We start from the raw sequence: 17211 nt of genomic DNA, 5'->3' as shown, positions 1-17211 counted from the left end.
GATGGACATCGGGAAGGGCATGGGCTTCTGGAAGACCATGCCGATCTTGGCGCGGATCAGCGAGACGTCGTCCTTGCTGGACAGGATGTCGTCGCCGTCGAGCAGGATCTGGCCTTCGGCACGTTGCTCGGGGTATAGCTGGAACATGCGGTTCAGCGTGCGCAGCAGCGTGCTCTTGCCGCAGCCCGACGGGCCGATGAAGGCGGTGACCTTCTTCTCGGGGATGTCGAGGTTGATGTTCTTCAGCGCGTGGAAGCTGCCGTAGAAGAAATTCAGATTGCGCACCGAGAGTTTGGCGCGTTCGCCCACGGGCGTTTCGATCTTGGCGTCCATGTGGGTCAGTCCTTAGTGTTTGTTCTTGAAGAGCACGCGGGCCAGGATGTTCAGCAGCAGCACGCCCACGGTGATCAGGAAGACRCCGGCCCAGGCCAGCTTCTGCCAGTTCTCGTAAGGGCTCATTGCGAACTTGAAGATGGTGACCGGCAGGCTGGCCATCGGCGAGCTGATGTCGCTGGTCCAGAACTGGTTGGACAGCGCCGTGAACAGCAGCGGTGCGGTCTCGCCGGACACGCGAGCCAGGGCCAGCAGGATGCCGGTGAGGACGCCAGCGCGGGCCGCCTTCAGCGTGATGGTCAGGATGACCTTCCACTTCGGCGTACCCAGGGCGTAGGCGGCTTCGCGCAACGCGTTGGGTACCAGGCTGAGCATGTTCTCGGTCGTGCGGATGACGACCGGGATGACGAGTAGCGCCAGGGCCAGCGCGCCGGCCATGCCGGAGAAGCTCTTCAGCTTGGCCACGACCATCGCGTAGACGAACAGCCCGACGACGATGGACGGCGCAGACAGCAGGATGTCGTTGATGAATCGCACCGCGCTGCCCAGCCAGGTCTTCTGTCCGTACTCCGCCAGATAGACACCGGCCAGGATGCCGACCGGTGTGCCGATCAGCGTGGCCAGGCCCACCATGACGAAGCTGCCGAAGATGGCGTTGGCCAGGCCACCACCCTCGCCCTGCGGCGGCGGCGTCATCTCGGTGAAGGTGGACAGGGTCAGGCCGCCGATGCCGAGGTAGATGGTCTCGAACAGGATCCAGACCAGCCAGAACACACCGAAGCCCATGGCGCCCAGGGACAGCGCCAGCGCGATGACATTGGTGCGCTTGCGCTTCTTGTGCATCGCCAGCCGGCGAGCGTCGAGGGTGGTTGAGCTCATGAACGGGCTCCTTCGCTCTTCTTCAGGCGCATCAGCAGCAGCTTGGAGATGGTCAGCACGACAAAGGTGATCAGGAAGAGGACGAGGCCGAGGTACATCAGCGAAGCCTGGTGCAGGCCCTCGCCGGCTTCCGCGAACTCGTTGGCCAGCGTGGACGTGATGCTGTTGGCGGCCTCGAAGACCGACAGCGAGTTCAGCTGGTTCATGTTGCCGATGACGAAGGTGACGGCCATCGTCTCACCGAGCGCGCGCCCGAGACCCAGCATGACGCCGCCGACGACCCCGGTCTTGGTGTACGGCAGCACGACGCGGGAGACGACCTCCCAGGTCGTCGCGCCCAGGCCGTAGGCGGACTCCTTCAGYATCGGCGGCGTGACCTCGAAGACGTCGCGCATCACCGAGGCGATGAAGGGAATGATCATGATCGCCAGGATGATGCCGGCCGACAGGATGCCGATGCCCACGGGCGGGCCCGACACCAGCGAACCCAGAAAGGGCACGCCGTTGAGCATCGCCTGCAAGGGCGCCTGCACGAAGGTGGCCAGGATGGGGCCGAACACCAGCAGGCCCCACATGCCGTAGACGATGGAGGGCACGGCAGCCAGCAGCTCGATGGCGATGCCCAGCGGGCGCTTCAACCAGCTGGGCGACAGCTCGGTCAGGAAGATGGCGATGCCGAAGCTGACCGGCACGGCGATCACCAGCGCGATGAAGGAGCTCGCCAGCGTGCCGTAGATCATCACCAGGCCGCCGAACTTCTCCTGCACCGGGTCCCATTCCGCGCTGGTCAGGAAGCCGAGGCCGAAGGCCTTGAGCGCCGGCGTGGCACCGATGATGAGGGAGCCGATGATGCCGACCATCAACAGCAGCGTCAGCCACGCTGCACCCTGCGACAGGGCCGCGAACAGCGCGTCAGCCCAGGGGGCGACGCGGCGGCGCTGGGGTTTGGGTTCCATCGGTGAAGTATGCGAGCGACGTTCGCTTCGATCAGCGCCTGCGTTGCCGGCTGGAAGGATGGCTGCCAAGGAACCTCCTGAGGTCTGAGAGAGAAAAGGCGCCTGATGTAACGAAGCCCGGCGAGGCCGGGCCAGGTTCAGCGCCTGGGCATCACTTGTAGGCCACCGCCTTGCCGGACGTGTCCTTGATCTCGCCCCACTGCTTGCGCACCAGATCCTTCACGGCGGCAGGCAGCGGCACGTAGTCGAGGTCGTCGGCCATCTTGTCGCCGTTGCCATAGGCCCATTCGAAGAACTTCAGCGCGGCACCGGCCTGCGCCGCCTTGTCCTGCGACTTGAACATCAGGATGTAGGTCGGGTTGGTCAGCGGCCAGGCAGTCTTGCCCGGTTGGTCGGTCGTGATCTGATAGAAGGTCTTGTTCCAGTCGGCGCCGGCCGCGGCGGCCTTGAAGGCGTCGTCGCTCGGGTTGACCCACTGGCCGTCCTTGTTCTTCAGCTGGACGTAGGTCATCTTGTTCTGCTTCACATAGGCGTACTCGACGTAGCCGATGGAGTTGGGCAGGCGCTGCACGAAGGCGGCGACGCCCTCGTTGCCCTTGCCGGCCGTACCGGCCAGCCATTTGACCGTCGTGCCTTCGCCGACCTTGCTCTTCCAGTCCTCGCTGACCTTGGACAGGTAGTTGGTGAAGATGAAGGTCGTGCCCGAACCGTCGGCGCGCGCCACGGGGGCGATGGTGGCGTCCGGCAGGGCAACGCCTGGGTTCAGCGCGGTCAGGGCCGCGTCGTTCCACTTGGTGATTTTGCCGAGGTAGATGTCAGCCAGCACGGCGCCGGTCAGTTTGATCTGGCCCGGGGCGATGCCCTTGATGTTGACGACGGGAACGACGCCACCAATGACCATGGGGAATTGCAGCAGGCCGTCCTTGGCCAGTTCCTCGTCCTTCAGCGGCATGTCGGAAGCGCCGAAGTCGACCGTCTTGGCCTTGATCTGGCGGATGCCGGCACCCGAACCGACCGACTGGTAGTTGATGCGGGCGCCGCTGGCCTTGTTGTAGGCATCGGCCCACTTGGCATAGATGGGCGCCGGAAAGGTGGCGCCGGCGCCGGTCACGTCCTGGGCAAGGGCCGCCTGGGCACCGAACAAACTCACGACGATCGCGAGCGACTTGCTGACCTGGACAAATTTCATCTGAGACACCTTCCGCAGGGCGGGTTTGACGATGACCGGCATCCTAGGGATCGAATGTGACGATTGAGTGACTGCCCAGTCATCGATCCGGCCATTGGAGCGCGTCAAAGCGCGGCTGGGAAGCCGCCTGAACCGCTTTGTGACACTGTCATTTTCGATTCACGCGAGCGTCATATGGCGCTTCTAGAGTGCCGGCCTATCGTTTCCCGACCACACCGGAGCTTCCGAAATGACCCGTCGCACATCCCTGATCGCGTTGACCGCCAGCGCATGGCTGGTCGCCTGCGCTACCACCCCCGCGCCGGCGCCGCTGGCCGAGACGCTGGCCCGCGACCCGCAGCTCAGCACCTTCAACCGCCTGGTAGCCCAAGCCGGCCTCGCCGACGAACTGCGTGCCGCCGGTCCGCTGACCGTCTTCGCGCCCAGCGACGACGCCTTCAAGGCCGTGCCGGCCAAGACGATGGAAGCGCTGGCCGCTGACCCGGCCCAGCTCAAGGCAGTGCTGGGCTATCACGTCATCGATGGCCGTGTTGCGGCCGCCGATGTGAAGCCGGGCACCGCCAAGACCCACCAAGGCGCCACGCTGGCCCTGGCCAAGGCTGGCAGCTTCGTCACGGTGGACGATGCCGTCGTGCAGCAGGCCGACATCGTCGCGACCAATGGCGTGGCCCACGTGGTCGACCGCGTGCTGATGCCGCCGAAGAAGTAAATCAGGCTCCAGCAAGCAGAAGGCCGCCACAGGGCGGCCTTTTTGTGGGCCGAGCGCTGGGCCGCCCCCGAGCCGACCCGCATCTGGCGATGTGCTTGCCGGTCGATCCGGCAAGCATCGCCGTCCCCTTGGGGGACCGGTCAGGCACGCATGCGTTCAGCAGCGCGAGACTGGACGAGGGGCTCCGTTTCAAGACGAGACAGCATCCACCAGGCGCTGGGCACAGCGCTGGGCCACTGTGGCATCCGAGGCCTCGACCATGACGCGCAGCAAAGGCTCGGTGCCCGAGGCGCGGATCAGGATGCGACCCTTGTTGCCCAGCTCGGCCATCACCGCCGCCTGCTCCTCGGCCAGGCGCGTGCTGCTCTTCCAGTCCTGGCCGGCAGCCAGGCGCACGTTGATCAAGGTCTGCGGGAACAGGTCCACGCCTTGCAACTGCTCCGCCAGGCCGCGTCCGCTGCGGCAGACGGCCTGCAGCACCAGCAGCGCGCTGACGATGCCGTCGCCCGTGGTGTGCTTGTCCAGCGCCAGCAGGTGGCCAGAGCCCTCGCCGCCCAGCTGCCAGCCGCGCGCGGCCAACTCTTCCAGTACATAGCGGTCGCCGACCTTGGCGCGCACGAATTCGACGTCGCGCGAACGCAGCGCCAGCTCGACGGCCATATTGGTCATCAGCGTACCGACGGCGCCCGGCACGCGCAGCCCTTGGGCGAGGCGATCGGCCACCATCACGTAGAGCAGTTCGTCACCGTTGTAGAGGCGACCGTTGGCGTCCACCAGCTGCAGCCGGTCGGCGTCGCCGTCCAGCGCCACGCCGTAATGGGCGCCGTTGGCCTTGACAGCCTCGACAAGGGCCCCGGGCGCTGTCGCGCCGAAGCCGGCATTGATGTTGAAGCCGTCGGGCTTGCAGCCGATCGAGATGACCTCTGCGCCCAGCTCATGGAAGACATCGGGCGCAACGTGATAGGCCGCGCCGTGGGCTGCGTCGACGACGATCTTCAGCCCCTTGAGCGTCAGGTCCGAGCCGAAACTGTTCTTGCAGAACTCGATGTAGCGGCCGCGCGCATCTTCCAGGCGCTTGGCACGACCCAGGCTGGCCGAATCCACCCACTGCGGCGCCTCTTCCAGCGCGGCTTCGACGGCCAGCTCCCAGGCATCGGGCAGCTTCTCGCCCTTGGCCGAGAAGAACTTGATGCCGTTGTCGSCAWACGGGTTGTGCGASGCGCTGATGACGACGCCGAGATCCAGGCGCAGCGCGCGCGTCAGGTAGGCCACACCCGGGGTCGGCAGCGGGCCGGTCAGCAGCACATTCACGCCGGCCGAAGCGAAACCGGCCTCCAGTGCGGACTCGATCATGTAGCCCGAGATGCGCGTGTCCTTGCCGATCAGCACCGTGGGCCGCTCGTCCGTCTTGCGCAGCACGCGACCGACGGCATGGCCCAGGCGCAGCATGAAGTCCGGCGTGATCGGGTCCTGGCCCACCGTGCCCCGAATGCCGTCGGTTCCAAAATACTTGCGGGCCATCGAGCTCTTCCTTCTTATTTCGTGGCAGGGATTGTCGCCGCATCGACCGCGGCCCAGACCTTGAGCGCGTCCACGGTGGCGGCGACATCGTGCACACGAATCACGTTCGCGCCTGCGCTGACGGCCCGCAGCGCGGCGGCCAGGCTGGCCGGCAGGCGCTGGTCCACCGGCCGACCGGTGATGTCGCCCAGTGTGCGCTTGCGCGACCAGCCCACCAGCAGCGGATAGCCCAGCCCGGCCAGGCGTTGCTGCCCGGCCAGCAGCTGGAGGTTGTGCTCGGCGCTCTTGGCAAAGCCATAACCCGGATCCAGCGCGACGGCATCAGCCGGGATGCCCGAATCTCGCGCAGCTTGCGCGCGTTGGGCGAGAAAGGCGCCGACCTCGGCCACCACATCGCCGTAGACCGCCAGCTCCATCATCGACGCCGGCTCGCCGCGCATGTGCATCAGGCAGACACCCGCACCGCTGCCGGCCACAGCCGCCAGCGCGCCGGGCAGTTGCAGGGCCTGCACGTCGTTGACGATGTCCGCACCGGCATCCAGCGCGCGGCGCATCACGTCTGGCTTGTAGGTGTCGACCGAAACGGGAACGCCTAACGTGACCGCCGCGGCCAGCACCTTGTCGATACGCGCCCATTCGCTGCCGGCATCGACGCGCGGCGCGCCGGGGCGGGTGGACTCGCCACCGATGTCCAAGATGTCGGCGCCTTCTGCCACCAGGCGCTCGCAGTGCGCGATGGCGGTCCGGGTGTCGTCATGCCGGCCACCGTCGGAAAAGGAATCCGGCGTCACGTTGACGATGCCCATCACGCGCGGGTGGCTCAAATCAAGGCGGAAGCGGCGGGTCTGCCAATGCATGGGCGGCTCGGAATGGAAAACGGGCCCGGTGGAAGCCGGGCCCGTCGTTGGGGTGGGGATCAGGCCGCGGCGGGGGCGCCGTCGGTGCTGACCGGCGGCGTGCCACCACCGGTCGGGCCGCTCGGGGTCGGCTTGTCGTCAGGCGCGCGTGGGGGGCGGCCGGCCATGATGTCCAGGATCTGGTCGCGGTCGATGGTTTCCCACTTCATCAGCGCCTCGGTCATGGTCTCGACCTTGTCGCGGTTGTCCTCGAGGATCTTCTGCGCGACGGCGTACTGCTGGTCGAGGATGCGGCGGATCTCGCCGTCGACCTTCTGCTGCGTGCTCTCGCTGATGTTGGCCGTCTTGGTCATGCTGCGGCCGAGGAAGACTTCGCCCTCGTTCTCGGCATAGACCATCGGGCCGAGCACCTCGCTCATGCCGTAGCGCGTCACCATGTCGCGGGCCATGCGGGTGGCGCGTTCGTAGTCGTTGGATGCACCGGTCGAGATGTCGTGGACGAACAGGTCCTCGGCAATGCGGCCGCCGAACATGATGCTGATGCTGTTGAGCATCTGCTTGAAGTACAGGCTGTGCTGGTCACGCTCAGGCAGCTGCCAGGTCACGCCCAAGGCGCGCCCGCGCGGCATGATGGTGACCTTGTGAACCGGGTCTGTGCCGGGCAGCAGCTCGGCGACGACGGCATGACCAGACTCGTGGTACGCCGTGGCGCGCTTCTCGTCCTCGGTCATGACCATGCTCTTGCGCTCGGGGCCCATGTAGAGCTTGTCCTTGGCGCGCTCGAAGTCGATCATTTCCACCAGGCGACCATTGCGGCGCGCGGCGAACAGGGCAGCCTCGTTGACGAGGTTGGCCAGGTCGGCACCGCTCATGCCAGGCGTGCCGCGGGCGAGGATGGACGCGTTGACGTCCTGGCCGATAGGCACCTTGCGCATGTGCACGTTCAGGATCTGCTCGCGGCCGCGGATGTCCGGCAGCGTGACATAGACCTGGCGGTCGAAGCGGCCGGGGCGCAGCAGCGCGGGGTCGAGGATGTCGGGTCGGTTGGTGGCGGCGATGACGATGACGCCGAGATTGGTCTCAAAGCCATCCATCTCGACCAGCATCTGGTTCAGCGTCTGCTCGCGCTCATCATTGCCACCGCCCAGGCCCGCGCCGCGATGGCGGCCGACGGCGTCGATTTCGTCGATGAAGATGATGCASGGCGCSYKCTTCTTGGCCTGCTCGAACATGTCKCGSACGCGGSYSGCGCCAACGCCGACGAACATYTCGACGAAGTCGGARCCSGAGATCGTGAAGAASGGCACCTTGGCTTCACCGGCGATGGACTTGGCCAGCAGCGTCTTGCCGGTACCCGGAGGGCCGACCAGCAACACACCACGCGGGATACGGCCGCCGAGCTTCTGGAATTTCTGCGGATCCTTCAGGAAGTCGACCAGTTCCTTGACCTCTTCCTTGGCTTCATCGCAACCAGCGACGTCGGCGAAGGTGACGGTGTTGTTGGCCTCGTCCAGCATGCGGGCCTTGGATTTGCCGAAGCTGAATGCCCCGCCCTTGCCGCCACCCTGCATCTGGCGCATGAAGTAGACCCAGACACCGATCAGCAGCAGCATCGGCGTCCAGTTGATCAGCATGCTGACCAGGAAGCTCTGCTCTTCACGCGGCTTGATGTCGAACTTGACGCCGTTGCTGCGCAGGTCGCCGACCAGGCCACGATCCTGGTAGGTGGCCAGCGTGCGCAGCTTGTTGCCTTCGGTGTCTTCGGCGTAGATGTCACCGGTGATGCCGTCGGGCAGGGTCGCGGATTTGATCCGGCGCGCCTGGACGAGATCCAGGAACTCGGAATAGGTCACCTGCTTACCGGGTGCCGTGGTGCCGCCGAACTGCTTGACGACCGTGAACAGCACCAGCGCGATCACGATCCAGACGGCGAACTTCGAAAACCATTGATTGTTCACTGCGACTCCTTGGCCCTGATGGCCCAGCGCGGGTTTCAGGACAGTGGGGGCGATTTTAGGGGCGGCAAGGGGGTCAGCCCTGTAATCAGCGGTTTTTCAGTCCCATGCCCACCAAGAATGTCTCGGAAGAGCGGATGCGGGAGGCTTTGGGCTTCACGACCTTGAAGACCTTGAAATGTGTTTTGAAGAGGTTCACGAGCTCGTCGTAGCCACTGCCATGGAAGACCTTGGCCACCAGCGCGCCCTCGGGCTTGAGGTGGCTGCTGGCGAAGTCGACGGCCAGCTCGACCAGGCCGGAGATGCGGGCGGCATCGGTGGACGCAATACCCGACATATTGGGCGCCATGTCCGACACGACGACATCCACCGGCCGGCCGGCCAGAGCCGCCTCCAGCTCTGCCAGCACCGCGTCCTCCTGAAAATCGCCCTGGATGAACTGCACGCCTTCGATGGGCTCGAACTCCAGCACGTCCAGCGCAATGATGCTGCCGTTGAGCTGCCCCACCGCCGCCCCGCCCCGCCCCGCCTCCGTGGGCGCGAACCGGCGGCGCAGATACTGGCTCCAGGCACCGGGCGTGGCACCCAGGTCGACGACGATCTGGCCCGGGCGGATCAGCTTCAGTTCCTCGTCGATTTCCTTGAGCTTGTAGGCCGCGCGCGAGCGGTAGCCGTCCTTCTGCGCCTGCTGCACATAGGGATCCGAGACATGGTTGTTCAACCACGCCTTGTTGAGCTTCTTGCTTTTGGTTTGAGTTTTCATGCCTACGGGATAATACGGGGATGCCTCAAATCATCCTGACCCCTGCCCAGCGCAAGGACAAACGCTCCGACGCCCACCATCTCGACCCGGTCGTGATGATCGGCGGCGATGGCCTGACCCCCGCCGTCGTGAAGGAAGTGGACCTGGCGCTGAAGGCTCATGGCCTGATCAAGGTGCGGGTGCTGGGCGACGACCGCGCTGCGCGCGAAGCCATGTTCGCCCAGCTCTGCGACGAGCTGAACGCCGCGCCCATCCAGCACATCGGCAAGCTGCTGGTGCTGTGGCGGCCGATTCCGGAGAAGGCAGCCGCCGAGCGCACCGACGCCCGGCCCGGCCCGCGCGTGGTCAAGATCGTCAAGTTCTCCAAGAGCGGCAATGGCCGGCCCCAGGTCACCAAGCTCAAGGTGCTGGGCAACCAGCGCGTCGCCCAGGGCGGCGAACTCAAGCGCGCCAAGCGCCGCATGACCAGCGTCAAGAAGAACGTCGCTGACTGATCCAGGCCAGGGCCAGCACCGCCAGGCCCTTCACGCCGAAGAACGCGAGCGAAGCACCATGCAGCGCCGCGAAGGATGCGACCCCGGCGCCAGCCTTCGCGTCTGCCATCAGCGGTTGCAGGCCGTAGTAGCCGGCAATCGTGCAGAACAGGGCCACGACCGGCAGCAAGAGCCGGGCTGAGAACTGTTGGCTGACGCCCCCGCCCTCCAAGGTGTCACGGGCGATGCGTCGCTCGATCATCATCAGCACCAGCCCCAACGCCAGGCTGACCTGCGCCTCGATCGCAAACACGCGTGCGACGAAAGCACCGGCCTGGGCGCGCTCCAACACCGCGAAGGCACTGGGCGCCGCCGCGAAGGCCACACACAGCAAAAAGCCGCCCCAGAGGGCGGCCAGCAGGGCTTGGAGCCGAGCGAACATCACTCGTAGCGCACTTCGACGATTTCGTAGCGCTTGATGCCGCCGGGGGCCTGCACTTCGGCGACATCACCGGCCTCCTTGCCGATCAGGGCGCGGGCGATCGGCGAGCCGACCGAGATACGGCCATGCTTGATGTCGGCCTCGTCGTCACCCGTGATCTGGTAGGTCACTTCGGTGCCGCTGGCTTCTTCTTCCAGATCCACCGTTGCGCCGAACACCACGCGACCGCCAGCGTCCAGCGTCGAGGGATCGATGATCTGCGCCGCCGCGAGTTTGCCTTCGATCTCGAGGATGCGACCTTCGATGAAGCCCTGCTTGTCCTTGGCTGCGTCGTACTCGGCGTTCTCGCTCAGGTCACCCTGGGCGCGCGCTTCGGCAATTGCCTGGACGACGGCATGACGTTCGACGGTCTTGAGTCGGTGCAGCTCGGCTTTGAGCGACTCGGCGCCGCGCTTGGTCAGGGGAATGGTCGTCATGGCAAAAACTCAATGGGCAAAAAGAGTTCCGCCGCTGCGGCCCGGTCGGGCTGCTGCGGCGGAATCGATGGGCTGTAGTTTAAGCCAGCTCGGCGTGCAGTTCCTGCAGGGATTGCACGGTCAGGCCGTCACGGTGTTTCATGCCTTCGACCGCGGCTTCACAACCGGCCATGGTCGTGTAATAGGTCACGCGGTTGGCCAGAGCCGCCTGGCGGATGTAGCGGCTGTCAGCGATCGCCGTGCGGGTCTCGTCCACCGTCGTGAAGACGAGCTGGATGTCGCCGCCCTTGAGCGCATCGACGATGTGCGGGCGGCCGTCCTTGATCTTATTGATCAGCTTGACCGGCACGCCGGCCTCGGTGATCGCAGCCGCCGTGCCGCGCGTCGCGACGATGCCGAAGCCCAGCGCATGCAAATCCTTGGCGATGGCGATGGCGCGGGCCTTGTCGCTGTTCTTGACCGTGATCAGCACATTGCCCTGGCGCGGCAGGCGCGAGCCGGCGCCGATCTGGCTCTTCAGCATCGCCTCGCCGAAAGTCCTGGCTGCGCCCATCACTTCGCCGGTCGAACGCATCTCGGGGCTGAGGATGGGGTCCACGCCGGGGAACTTGTTGAACGGGAAGACGGCTTCCTTGACGCTGAAGTACGGCGGGATGACCTCGGCCGGCACGCGGCCCTTGCGGTCGCGCTGGTCGACCAGCTTCTGGCCCGCCATGCAGCGCGCGGCGATCTTGGCGAGCTGCTGACCGGTGGCCTTGGACACATAGGGCACGGTACGCGAGGCACGCGGATTCACTTCCAGCACGTAGACCGTGCAGGCCGCGAGACCGGCAGTCACGTCGCCCTGAATGGCGAACTGCACATTCATCAGGCCGATGACCTTCAGCGCCTTGGCCATCGCAGCCGTCTGGCGGCGCAGCTCATCCTGCAGGTCTGCAGCCAGCGTGTACGGCGGCAGCGAGCAGGCCGAGTCGCCGCTGTGGATGCCGGCCGCCTCGATGTGCTCCATGATGCCGCCGATCATCACGTCGCCCGCAGCGTCGGCGATGCAATCGACGTCGACCTCGACGGCGTCTTCCAGGAAGCGGTCCAGCAGCACGGGCGACTTCTCGGACACGCGCACGGCTTCGCGCATATAGCGCTCCAGGTCCTTGTCGCCGTGCACGATCTCCATCGCACGGCCGCCCAGCACATAGCTCGGGCGCACGACCAGCGGGTAGCCGATCTCGTTGGCCAGCGCCACGGCCTGATCTTCATTGCGTGCAGTGCGGTTGGGTGGCTGGCGCAGGCCCAGCTCGTGCAGCAGCTTCTGGAAGCGCTCGCGATCCTCGGCGATGTCGATGGAATCGGGCGTCGTGCCAATGATGGGCACGCCGGCACGCTCCAGATCAAGTGCGAGCTTCAGCGGCGTCTGGCCGCCGTACTGCACGATGACGCCGACCGGCTTTTCCTTGTCGACGATCTCCAGCACGTCTTCCAGCGTGACCGACTCGAAATAGAGGCGATCCGACGTGTCGTAGTCGGTCGAGACGGTCTCGGGATTGCAGTTGACCATGATGGTCTCGTAGCCGTCCTCGCGCATCGCGAGCGCGGCGTGAACGCAGCAGTAGTCGAACTCGATGCCCTGGCCGATGCGGTTCGGGCCACCGCCCAGCACCATGATCTTCTTCTTGTCCGTCGGGTTGGCCTCGCACTCGGCGTCGGCGCCTTCGTAGGTCGAGTACATGTACGCCGTCTGCGTGGCGAACTCGGCCGCGCAGGTGTCCACACGCTTGTAGACCGGGCGCACCTTCAGCGCGTGGCGGCGTTCGCGCACGGCGTGCTGGTGCGTGCCCAGCAACTTGGCCAGGCGCTTGTCCGAGAAGCCCTTGCTCTTGAGCAGGCGCAGCTCTGCCTCTGTGATGGACTCGATCGCCCGGCCCTTCAGCTCGCCTTCGATCTGCACGAGTTGCTCGATCTGCGCGAGGAACCACGGGTCCACCGCAGTCTCTTCATAGATCTCGTCCAGCGTCATGCCGATGCGGAAGGCGTCGGCCAAGAACAGGATGCGCTCGGGGCCGGCTTCGCCGATCTCCTGCACGATCTCTTCACGATCGGCCGAGCGCTCGGTCAGGCCGTCGATGCCGGTCTCCAGGCCGCGCAGCGCCTTCTGGAAGGATTCCTGGAAGGTKCGGCCCATGGCCATCACYTCGCCGACGGACTTCATCTGSGTSGTCAGSCGCGMRTCGGCCATCGGGAACTTYTCGAAGGCGAAGCGCGGGATCTTGGTGACGACGTAATCGATGSTSGGCTCGAACGASGCCGGCGTGAKGCCGCCGGTGATGTCGTTTTTCAGCTCGTCCAGCGTGTAGCCGACTGCCAGCTTGGCGGCGATCTTGGCGATGGGGAAACCCGTTGCCTTGGAGGCCAGCGCCGAGGAGCGCGACACGCGCGGGTTCATCTCGATGACGACCATGCGGCCGTCCTTCGGGTTGATGGAGAACTGCACGTTGGAGCCGCCGGTGTCCACGCCAATCTCGCGCAGGATGGCGATGCTGGCGTTGCGCAGCAGCTGGTATTCCTTGTCCGACAGCGTCTGGCTCGGCGCCACGGTGATGGAGTCGCCGGTGTGGATGCCCATCGGGTCGAGGTTCTCGATGGAGCAGACGATGATGCAGTTGTCCGCCTTGTCGCGGACGACCTCCATCTCGTACTCCTTCCAGCCGATCAGGCTCTCTTCGATGAGCAGTTCGTTGGTCGGCGAGAGGTCCAGGCCACGCTTGCAGATGGTCTCGAACTCTTCCGGGTTGTAGGCGATGCCGCCGCCCGAGCCGCCGAGCGTGAAGCTGGGGCGGATGACCATCGGGAAACCCGCGCCACCGATCTCGGCGTGGATGCGCTTCTGCACGGCCCAGGCTTCTTCCAGCGAGTGCGCGATGCCGGACCGGGCCGAGCCCAGGCCGATCTTGGTCATCGCGTCCTTGAACTTGAGGCGGTCCTCGGCCTTCTCGATGGCATGCTCGTTGGCGCCGATCATCTCGACGTTGTACTTGGCCAGCACGCCGTGCTTGTGCAGGTCCAGCGCGCAGTTCAGCGCGGTCTGGCCGCCCATCGTCGGCAGCACGGCATCCGGCCGCTCCTTGGCGATGATCTTCTCGACCRCCTGCCAGKTGATGGGCTCGATGTAGGTGACGTCCGCCGTGTCCGGGTCCGTCATGATCGTGGCCGGGTTGCTGTTCACCAGGAYGACCTTGTAGCCCTCYTCGCGCAGCGCCTTGCAGGCCTGSRCGCCGGAGTAGTCGAACTCGCARGCCTGGCCRATGATGATSGGRCCCGCGCCGATGATGAGGAYGGWTTTKAKGTCTGTACGTTTCGGCATGGCGGTCTGCTTAGAGAGTGGCCGTGGCCAGCTTGGCCCCGAACCCAACGAAAAGTGCGCCGACGCTGGCGTTGGCAGTGCTGGACAGCCGGCGGCGCGCGCGGAAGGCCGCGGCCAGGCGGGCGCCGGCAAAGATCAGCGTCGAGAGATAGATGAAGCTGAGCACCTGGATGATGGAACCCAGGATCAAAAAGGTCAGCGCCGGATGCGGGTAGGCCGGGTCGACGAACTGGATGAAAAAGGACAGCAGGAAGGCGATGGCCTTGGGGTTCAGCAGGCTGACGACCAGGGCCTTCTTGAACGGCTGGCTCGCGTCGACGAGGCGCGGTGCCTCGGCGGCCTTGGCCTCACCGCGCCAGGTACTCAGCGCACCGCGCAGCAACTGGATGCCGATCCAGCCCAGGTAGACCGCGCCGACCATCTTCACGACAAAGAAGATCTGCGGGCTGGCCATCAGCAGCGACGCGCCGCCAGCGGCAGCCGCAGTCATCAGCAGCGTGTCGCCAACGAACACACCGCAGGCCGCCCCATAGCCGGTACGCACGCCGCGCTGAGCAGCAACGGACAGCACGTAGATCGAGTTGGGCCCGGGCAGCAGGATGATGAAGATCGCCGCCGCGAGGAAGGTGCCGAGGTCGGTGATGCCGAACATGGGGGGCTCCTCAGGCTTTGTTCATCAAGCCAATGAAACGGTCGAACAGATAGGCGATGTCGTGCGGGCCGGGGCTGGCTTCAGGGTGGCCCTGGAAGCTGAAGGCCGGCTTGTCGATGCGGGCGATGCCCTGCAGCGTGCCATCGAACAGGCTCACGTGCGTGGCGCGCAGATTGGCCGGCAGCGTGTCGGGGTCGACCGCGAAACCGTGGTTCTGGCTGGTGATGCCGACGCGGCCGCTGTCCAGGTCCTTGACCGGGTGGTTGGCGCCGTGGTGGCCGAACTTCATCTTGAAGGTCTTGGCACCGCTGGCCAGCGCCAGGATCTGGTGGCCCAGGCAGATGCCGAAGACGGGGATGCCGGATTCGATCAGTTGCGCCGTGGCCTTGATCGCGTAGTCGCAAGGCTCCGGGTCGCCAGGGCCGTTGGACAGGAAGACGCCGTCCGGCTCCAGGTCGAACACGGCGCTGGCGGGCGTCTGAGCCGGCACGACGGTGACCTTGCAGCCGCGCTCGGCCAGCATGCGCAGGATGTTGAGCTTGACGCCGAAGTCGTAGGCGACGACGTGGAACTTTGGTGCCGTCTGCGTGCCGTAGCCGCTGCCAAGCTTCCACTCGGTCTGGGTCCAGGTTTCGCTTTCGGTGCGGCTGACGACCTTGGCCAGGTCGAGGCCGGACATCGACGGTGCGGCCTTGGCGGCGGCCACCGCGGAGTCGATATGCGCTTGCGTCAGCGCTTCACCGGCGGCCAATGCCAGGATGCAGCCGTTCTGTGCGCCGTTGGTGCGCAGCACGCGTGTCAGGCGGCGGGTGTCAAGGCCGGCAATGGCCACGGTACCTTCGTCGCGCAGGTACTGATCAAGCGTACGGCCCGAGCGGAAGTTGGACGCGCGCAGCGGCAGGTCCTTGATGACCAGACCGGAGGCGAAAACCTTGGATGCCTCGACGTCCTCATCGCTGACGCCGTAGCTGCCGATGTGCGGATACGTCAGCGTGACGATCTGCTTGCAGTAGCTGGGGTCGGTGAGGATTTCCTGGTAGCCGGACAGCGCGGTGTTGAACACCACTTCGCCGACCGTCTGGCCCGTTGCGCCGATGGATTGGCCTCGGAACACCGTCCCATCCGCCAGAGCCAGAATTGCTTGAGGGGGATGAAGCAGGTCGGTCAGCACAAGGGTCTCCGCAAATGGGGCGCGTGCCCAGCATCAACCCGACCGAAGACGGGTCAATTTGAGGAAACCAACAAGGTTTTCGCCGGGCAGCAAGTGGGTTCAGGTAAACCCATCGAGTATAGCCGACTGGGGTTAGTACGGAGGCTTCGCGACCGCCTTGCGACGGCTTCGTGGCGCCTCGAAGTGCCGCTTCAGAGTGCCGAAATACCAGCCTTGGCGATCTCGGCATCCTCGCTGGACTTCACACCGCTGACGCCGACGGCGCCCACGCACTGCCCGTCAACGAGGATGGGCACGCCGCCCTCCAGCAGGCCGTGCATGCCGGGCACGCTGAGGAAGGACTGCCGCCCGCCGTTGATCATGTCCTCGTAAATCTTGGATTCGCGCCGGCCCAAGGCCGACGTGTGCGCCTTGGCCGGCGCAAACATCGCCGAGCTGGGCGCGGCGCCATCCAGGCGTTGCAGCCACAGCAGGTGGCCGCCGGCGTCGACGATGGCGATGGACACCGCCCAGCCCTTGCTGACTGCATGGGCCTCCGCTGCGGCGGCGATGCGCTTGACGTCTGCGAGTTCGAGTTGAGATTGCTGTTTCATGGTCTTGCTTTCCGGGGGATAGACCCCAATGTAGCGGCCCAGCGGGAGCCTAGAATTCCCTCGGTCCTTTTGCCTCCGGAGCATCGTCATGAACGACAGTCTGCAAACCTCTTACGGCTATGCCGGCAACGGCCTGGCTGTTGACCGGCAGCGCGTACTGCGCAACACCTATTGGCTGCTCGCCCTGTCGCTGGTGCCTACGGTGCTGGGTGCCTGGATCGGCGTATCCACCGGCTTCATGGCCAAGATGGGCTTCGGCATCAGCACGCTGGTCTTCTTCATCGGCGCCTTCGGCCTGATGTTCGTCGTCGAAAAGACCAAGAACAGCAGCATGGGCGTCGCAGCCCTGCTGGGCTTCACCTTCTTCATGGGCCTGATGCTGTCGCGGCTGATTGCACAGGTGCTGGGCTACCGCAACGGTTCCAGCTTGATCATGACGGCCTTCGGCGGCACGGCAGCGATCTTCTTCGCGATGGCCAGCCTGTCCACCATCATCAAGCGCGACCTGTCGTCCATGGGCAAATTCCTGGTCGTTGGCGCGATCGTGCTGATGGTCGCCGGCATCGCCAACATCTTCCTGCAGTCGTCAGCGCTGATGCTGACCATCCTGGTGCTGATGCTGGGCGTGTTCTCGGCCTTCCTGCTGTATGACATCAAGCGCGTCATTGACGGCGGCGAGACCAACTACATCTCCGCCACGCTGGCCATCTACCTGGACCTCTACAACGTGTTCCAGAGCCTGCTGTCGCTGCTCGGCATCTTCGGCGGCGAGCGCGACTGATTGACTCACCCCCGGAGGCGCTTTGCGCCTCCCCCTCAAGGGGGCTGAGCCCGGACAGAAACAGTCCTGAGGACTGTTTGTGCCTGGCGAAGGACAAGGCCTC

Annotated in this window: 17 protein-coding genes; 3 read left to right on the top strand and 14 right to left on the bottom strand. The window is 65.4% G+C overall.

Features of this window, described 5'->3' with window-relative positions:
- From ACXJKJ_RS28500 to pstS, 4 genes are all read right to left on the bottom strand, one after another.
- The coding region (locus ACXJKJ_RS28500; protein WP_457394416.1) for a phosphate ABC transporter ATP-binding protein at positions 1–333 on the bottom strand (333 nt) is incomplete at its 3' end.
- 12 nt (positions 334–345) lie between these two features.
- Positions 346–1212: a phosphate ABC transporter permease PstA gene (gene pstA, locus ACXJKJ_RS28495; RefSeq protein ID WP_457325194.1), complete on the bottom strand. Its 867-nt coding sequence runs from the start codon at positions 1210–1212 to the stop codon at positions 346–348.
- The gene (pstC, locus tag ACXJKJ_RS28490; RefSeq protein WP_457394413.1) at positions 1209–2168 is read right to left on the bottom strand and encodes a phosphate ABC transporter permease subunit PstC; all 960 of its coding nucleotides are present in this window, start codon (positions 2166–2168) and stop codon (positions 1209–1211) included. The genes pstA and pstC overlap by 4 nt, the downstream gene beginning before the upstream one ends.
- 151 nt (positions 2169–2319) lie before the next feature.
- Positions 2320–3357 (bottom strand): phosphate ABC transporter substrate-binding protein PstS, encoded by a 1038-nt coding sequence (pstS, locus tag ACXJKJ_RS28485; RefSeq protein ID WP_056197163.1) that lies wholly within the window; start codon positions 3355–3357, stop codon positions 2320–2322.
- Positions 3358–3586: 229 nt separating this feature from the next.
- Here pstS and ACXJKJ_RS28480 point away from each other — a divergent pair, with 229 nt between their 5' ends.
- Positions 3587–4066 (top strand): fasciclin domain-containing protein, encoded by a 480-nt coding sequence (locus ACXJKJ_RS28480; protein WP_457325954.1) that lies wholly within the window; start codon positions 3587–3589, stop codon positions 4064–4066.
- Between the two features lie 189 nt (positions 4067–4255).
- Here ACXJKJ_RS28480 and glmM read toward each other — a convergent pair whose 3' ends face one another.
- The 4 genes from glmM to ACXJKJ_RS28460 form a co-directional block, all read right to left on the bottom strand.
- Positions 4256–5587, bottom strand: a complete 1332-nt coding sequence (gene glmM / locus ACXJKJ_RS28475) for a phosphoglucosamine mutase (RefSeq protein WP_457394410.1) — start codon at positions 5585–5587, stop codon at positions 4256–4258.
- A 14-nt stretch (positions 5588–5601) separates the two neighbouring features.
- Positions 5602–6444, bottom strand: a complete 843-nt coding sequence (folP, locus tag ACXJKJ_RS28470) for a dihydropteroate synthase (protein ID WP_056195457.1) — start codon at positions 6442–6444, stop codon at positions 5602–5604.
- Between the two features lie 59 nt (positions 6445–6503).
- Positions 6504–8402 carry an ATP-dependent zinc metalloprotease FtsH gene (ftsH, locus tag ACXJKJ_RS28465; protein ID WP_457394407.1) on the bottom strand — a complete coding sequence of 633 codons (1899 nt, stop codon included), beginning with the start codon at positions 8400–8402 and terminating at the stop codon, positions 6504–6506.
- 85 nt (positions 8403–8487) lie between these two features.
- Positions 8488–9162 carry an RlmE family RNA methyltransferase gene (locus ACXJKJ_RS28460; protein ID WP_056195451.1) on the bottom strand — a complete coding sequence of 225 codons (675 nt, stop codon included), beginning with the start codon at positions 9160–9162 and terminating at the stop codon, positions 8488–8490.
- A 20-nt stretch (positions 9163–9182) separates the two neighbouring features.
- Here ACXJKJ_RS28460 and ACXJKJ_RS28455 point away from each other — a divergent pair, with 20 nt between their 5' ends.
- Positions 9183–9656: a YhbY family RNA-binding protein gene (locus ACXJKJ_RS28455; protein WP_056195448.1), complete on the top strand. Its 474-nt coding sequence runs from the start codon at positions 9183–9185 to the stop codon at positions 9654–9656.
- Here the strand turns inward: ACXJKJ_RS28455 and ACXJKJ_RS28450 are convergent.
- The 6 genes from ACXJKJ_RS28450 to ACXJKJ_RS28425 all read right to left on the bottom strand — a co-directional run bounded on the left by ACXJKJ_RS28450 (position 9634) and on the right by ACXJKJ_RS28425 (position 16327).
- Positions 9634–10077 (bottom strand): DUF4149 domain-containing protein, encoded by a 444-nt coding sequence (locus tag ACXJKJ_RS28450; protein ID WP_457394404.1) that lies wholly within the window; start codon positions 10075–10077, stop codon positions 9634–9636. The two genes, ACXJKJ_RS28455 and ACXJKJ_RS28450, sit on opposite strands and share 23 nt — an antisense overlap.
- The gene (gene greA, locus ACXJKJ_RS28445; protein ID WP_056195443.1) at positions 10077–10553 is read right to left on the bottom strand and encodes a transcription elongation factor GreA; all 477 of its coding nucleotides are present in this window, start codon (positions 10551–10553) and stop codon (positions 10077–10079) included. The genes ACXJKJ_RS28450 and greA overlap by 1 nt, the downstream gene beginning before the upstream one ends.
- Before the next feature lie 79 nt (positions 10554–10632).
- On the bottom strand, positions 10633–13911 hold the full coding sequence (carB, locus tag ACXJKJ_RS28440; RefSeq protein WP_457394401.1) for a carbamoyl-phosphate synthase large subunit: 3279 nt from the start codon (positions 13909–13911) through the stop codon (positions 10633–10635).
- Between the two features lie 10 nt (positions 13912–13921).
- Positions 13922–14563, bottom strand: a complete 642-nt coding sequence (leuE, locus tag ACXJKJ_RS28435) for a leucine efflux protein LeuE (protein ID WP_457356217.1) — start codon at positions 14561–14563, stop codon at positions 13922–13924.
- 10 nt (positions 14564–14573) lie between these two features.
- The gene (gene carA, locus ACXJKJ_RS28430) at positions 14574–15734 is read right to left on the bottom strand and encodes a glutamine-hydrolyzing carbamoyl-phosphate synthase small subunit (protein WP_457394398.1); all 1161 of its coding nucleotides are present in this window, start codon (positions 15732–15734) and stop codon (positions 14574–14576) included.
- 191 nt (positions 15735–15925) lie between these two features.
- Positions 15926–16327, bottom strand: a complete 402-nt coding sequence (locus tag ACXJKJ_RS28425; protein WP_056195433.1) for a GlcG/HbpS family heme-binding protein — start codon at positions 16325–16327, stop codon at positions 15926–15928.
- A gap of 88 nt (positions 16328–16415) precedes the next feature.
- Between ACXJKJ_RS28425 and ACXJKJ_RS28420 the strand changes: the two genes are divergently transcribed.
- Complete coding sequence (locus ACXJKJ_RS28420) at positions 16416–17108, top strand: Bax inhibitor-1/YccA family protein (protein WP_457356219.1); 693 nt, start codon at positions 16416–16418, stop codon at positions 17106–17108.
- Positions 17109–17211 lie beyond the last annotated feature (103 nt).

The sequence above is a fragment of the Roseateles sp. P5_E1 genome, from assembly GCF_054049335.1.
Note: the sequence above shows the minus strand (reverse complement) of the source record. Positions and strands in the feature narration are given on the sequence as shown.

Bases quoted from the DNA above. Each gene is read 5' to 3' on its own strand.
- folP (WP_056195457.1), bottom strand. From the start codon at position 6,444: ATGCATTGGCAGACCCGCCGCTTCCGCCTTGATTTGAGCCACCCGCGC.
- ACXJKJ_RS28460 (WP_056195451.1), bottom strand. From the start codon at position 9,162: ATGAAAACTCAAACCAAAAGCAAGAAGCTCAACAAGGCGTGGTTGAAC.
- ACXJKJ_RS28450 (WP_457394404.1), bottom strand. From the start codon at position 10,077: ATGTTCGCTCGGCTCCAAGCCCTGCTGGCCGCCCTCTGGGGCGGCTTT.
- ACXJKJ_RS28420 (WP_457356219.1), top strand. From the start codon at position 16,416: ATGAACGACAGTCTGCAAACCTCTTACGGCTATGCCGGCAACGGCCTG.
- ACXJKJ_RS28480 (WP_457325954.1), top strand. From the start codon at position 3,587: ATGACCCGTCGCACATCCCTGATCGCGTTGACCGCCAGCGCATGGCTG.
- greA (WP_056195443.1), bottom strand. From the start codon at position 10,553: ATGACGACCATTCCCCTGACCAAGCGCGGCGCCGAGTCGCTCAAAGCC.
- ACXJKJ_RS28455 (WP_056195448.1), top strand. From the start codon at position 9,183: ATGCCTCAAATCATCCTGACCCCTGCCCAGCGCAAGGACAAACGCTCC.
- leuE (WP_457356217.1), bottom strand. From the start codon at position 14,563: ATGTTCGGCATCACCGACCTCGGCACCTTCCTCGCGGCGGCGATCTTC.
- ACXJKJ_RS28425 (WP_056195433.1), bottom strand. From the start codon at position 16,327: ATGAAACAGCAATCTCAACTCGAACTCGCAGACGTCAAGCGCATCGCC.
- pstS (WP_056197163.1), bottom strand. From the start codon at position 3,357: ATGAAATTTGTCCAGGTCAGCAAGTCGCTCGCGATCGTCGTGAGTTTG.